We start from the raw sequence: 3413 nt of genomic DNA on the forward strand, positions 1-3413 counted from the left end.
CTGCACGCCCGTGTGCAGGTCGTCGAGCGAGAAGTTGTCGAGCATGATCGTGTCGGCGCCCCCGGCGAGCACGGCGTCGAGCTGGTCGAGCCGGTCGACCTCGACCTCCAGGTGGGCGGTGTGCGGCATCCGCTCGCGCGCCTCGCGCAGCGCCGTCGCGAGGTCGCGGCCCCCGGCGGTCAGTACCGCGAGGTGGTTGTCCTTCGCCATGATCGCGTCCGAGAGCGAGCGGCGGTGGTTGCGGCCGCCCCCGTCCCGCACGGCCTGGCGCTCGAGGCTGCGCAGGCCGGGCGTGGTCTTCCGGGTGTCCACGATGCGCGCGCCCGTGCCCGCGATGGCGGCGACGTAGCGTGCAGTGAGGGCCGCGACGCCCGACATGCGCTGCACCAGGTTGAGGCCGACGCGCTCGGCGGTGAGGATGCCGCGGGCGGGCCCCTGCACGCGGGCGAGCACCGCTCCCGTGTCGAACGCGTCGCCGTCGGCGGCGAGCGCTTCGACGACGATGCGGGGGTCCACGAGCCGGAACGCCGCGGCGAACACGTCGATGCCGCTGAGCACGCCCGGCTCACGGGCGACGAGGTCGGCCGCGGCCGTGGCATCCGCGGGGATCAGGGTCTCGCTCGTGAGGTCGCCCCAGGGCGCGTCCTCGTCGAGCGCGGCCGTGACGATGCGGTCGATCTCGCGGCGGTCGGTCATCAGGCGGCCTCCTCGAAGGCGGTGCGTGCGGCGGCGTGCGCCGTCGCGTGGGAATCGCGAGCCGACGTGGCGCCGATGCCGGCGGCATCCGCGGCGGTCGCCGGGTCATCCGTGCGGAAGTGCGCGCCGACGCTCTCGGTACGCGCCAGCGCCGCGGCCACGGTGAGCCGCGCGAGGTCGAGCAGGTTGCGGTCCTCGGCCGAGCGGCGGTCGAGCCCGTCGGGTGCGCGCCAGGCGTCGAGCCGAGCGGATGCCGCGGCCAGGCCTGCCGCGTCGCGCTCGAGTCCGACGTGCTCCCACATGAGGGCCTGGAGTTCCTGCCGGTCCACGACCTCCTGCGCCGAAATGGAGGAAGAATCGGCCGACACGCCGCGGCCGACAGCGGGGCGGCCGGTGTGTCGCGCCGGAGTTCCTGCGAATGGGACCCGAGACGGCGCCGCTGACGCACTGGGGGCGGTCGGGGAGGCGGTCGCGGCATCCGGCCAGGCGTCGTCGAGCGAGCGCGCGGCCCGGTCGGCGAACACCGCCGCCTCGAGCAGCGAGTTCGACGCGAGCCGGTTGGCGCCGTGCACACCGGTGCGTGCGGTCTCGCCGACGGCCCACAGCCCCGGCAGGCTGGTGCGGCCGTCGAGGTCGGTCGCCACGCCGCCCATGGCGTAGTGCGCCGCGGGCGTCACCGGCACGGGCTCGCGTCCCCACGCGAAGCCGGCCGCGCGGCAGGCGGCGTCGAGGCTCGGGAACCGATGCGCGAGGAACTCCGCACCGAGCGCCGTGGCGTCGAGGAGCACGGGCTCGCCATCCTGCTCGGCCACGCGCCGCCACACCGCGCGCGCGACCACGTCCCGGGGTGCGAGCTCGGCACGGGGATCGACGTCGAGCATGAACCGTTCGCCGTCGCGGTCGCGGAGCACCGCGCCCTCGCCGCGCACGGCCTCGGAGATGAGCGGAGTGCCGGGCGCCGCGAGCGCGGTGGGGTGGAACTGCACGAATTCGAGGTCGGCCACCGCAGCGCCGGCGCGCCAGGCGGCGGCCACGCCGTCGCCCGTCGCCACGTCGGGGTTCGTCGTATACCGGTAGAGGCATCCACTGCCGCCGGTCGCGAGCACGACCGCGTCGGCGGCGAGGTCGACGACGGTTCCGGATGCCGCGAGCACGCGGGCCCCGACGGCCCGCCCTTCGCGCACCAGCAGGTCGGCGAGCATCGTGCCCTCGTGGATCCGCACGGCCCGGCGCCGGACCGTGGCGACCAGAGCCGACTCGATCGCCGCCCCGGTCGCGTCACCGCCGGCGTGCAGGATGCGCGCGCGGGAATGCGCCGCCTCGAGCCCGCGTTCGAGGCCCGACTCGCCGCGATCGAACGCCACCCCGAACCGGATCAGGTCGCGCACGCGAGCGGGCCCCTCGTCGCAGAGCACGTGCACGGCCGCGGGATCGGAGAGGCCGGCGCCCGCGGCGATGGTGTCGTCGTAGTGACGCTCGGCCGAGTCGTCGGGGAACAGCGCCGCGGCGATCCCGCCCTGCGCGTGCCTGGTGTTGCCGTCGGCCAGCTCGGCCTTCGTGACGAGCTCGACGGTGTGCCCGGCGTCGGCGGCTTTCACTGCGGTCCAGAGGCCCGCGATTCCGCCGCCGACGACCAGCACGTGCGCCATGGTCAGGCTCCCGTCACCGCTGGGGCCGGCGGCTTCGCGGCGAGCATCCGCTCGAGCGCGAGTCGGGCCGGGTCGGCGACCGCCTCGGGCACCGTGATGCGGTTCACCACGCGACCCGCGACGAGTTCCTCCAGCACCCAGGCGAGGTAGCCGGGGTGGATGCGGTACATCGTCGAGCAGGGGCAGACCACCGGGTCGAGGCAGAAGATCTCGTGCTGCGGGTACTCCGCCGCCAGCCGCTGCACGAGGTTGATCTCGGTGCCGATGGCGAAGGTCGAACCCGCCGGGGCGGCCTGGATGGCCTTCACGATGAAGTCCGTCGAACCCGCGGCATCCGCTGCATCGACGACCGCCATCGGGCACTCGGGGTGCACGATGACCTGCACGCCGGGGTGCGTCTCGCGTGCGGTGGCGATCTGGTCGACCGTGAACCGCTTGTGCACCGAGCAGAAGCCGTGCCACAGGATGACGCGTGCGTCCTCGAGTTCGCCCGCCGTGCTGCCGCCGAGCGCCTTGCGCGGGTTCCACATCGGCATCTGCTCGAGCGGCACGCCCATGGCCTTCGCGGTGTTGCGGCCGAGGTGCTGGTCGGGGAAGAACAGCACGCGCTGCCCGCGCTCGAACGCCCACTCGAGCACCGTGCGCGCGTTCGACGAGGTGCAGACGATGCCGCCGTGGCGGCCCACGAAGCCCTTCAGCGCCGCCGAGGAGTTCATGTAGGTGACGGGGATCACCGGGACGCGACCGTCGGCGTCGGCGGCGTCGAGGTCGCCGTACACGTCGGCGAGCTGCTCCCAGCACTCCTCCACGCTCGACTCGTCGGCCATGTCGGCCATCGAGCAGCCGGCGGCGAGGTTCGGCAGGATCACGGCCTGCTCGGGAGTGGAGAGCAGGTCGGCGGTCTCGGCCATGAAGTGCACGCCGCAGAACACGATCGCCTCGGCGTCGGGACGGGTGAGCGCCGCGTTGGCGAGCTGGAATGAGTCCCCCACGAAGTCGGCGTGCTCGATCACCTCGTCGCGCTGGTAGAAGTGGCCGAGCACGACGACGCGGTCGCCGAGCGTCGCC

The 3413-nt window shown here is 74.1% G+C and carries 3 protein-coding genes; all 3 read right to left on the reverse strand.

Annotated features, from left to right (window positions below):
- Positions 1-696: carboxylating nicotinate-nucleotide diphosphorylase (gene nadC / locus AC1DY2_RS17440; protein WP_476763562.1), on the reverse strand; the 696-nt coding region annotated here is incomplete at its 3' end.
- Positions 696-2345, reverse strand: a complete 1650-nt coding sequence (gene nadB, locus AC1DY2_RS17445; protein ID WP_476763563.1) for an L-aspartate oxidase — start codon at positions 2343-2345, stop codon at positions 696-698. The genes nadC and nadB, both read right to left, overlap by 1 nt.
- 2 nt (positions 2346-2347) lie before the next feature.
- On the reverse strand, positions 2348-3413 hold a 1066-nt coding region (gene nadA, locus AC1DY2_RS17450; protein ID WP_476763564.1), incomplete at its 5' end, for a quinolinate synthase NadA.

It is taken from the genome of Agromyces sp. P1_H4, from assembly GCF_056405255.1.

Bases quoted from the DNA above. Each gene is read 5' to 3' on its own strand.
- nadB (WP_476763563.1), bottom strand. From the start codon at position 2,345: ATGGCGCACGTGCTGGTCGTCGGCGGCGGAATCGCGGGCCTCTGGACC.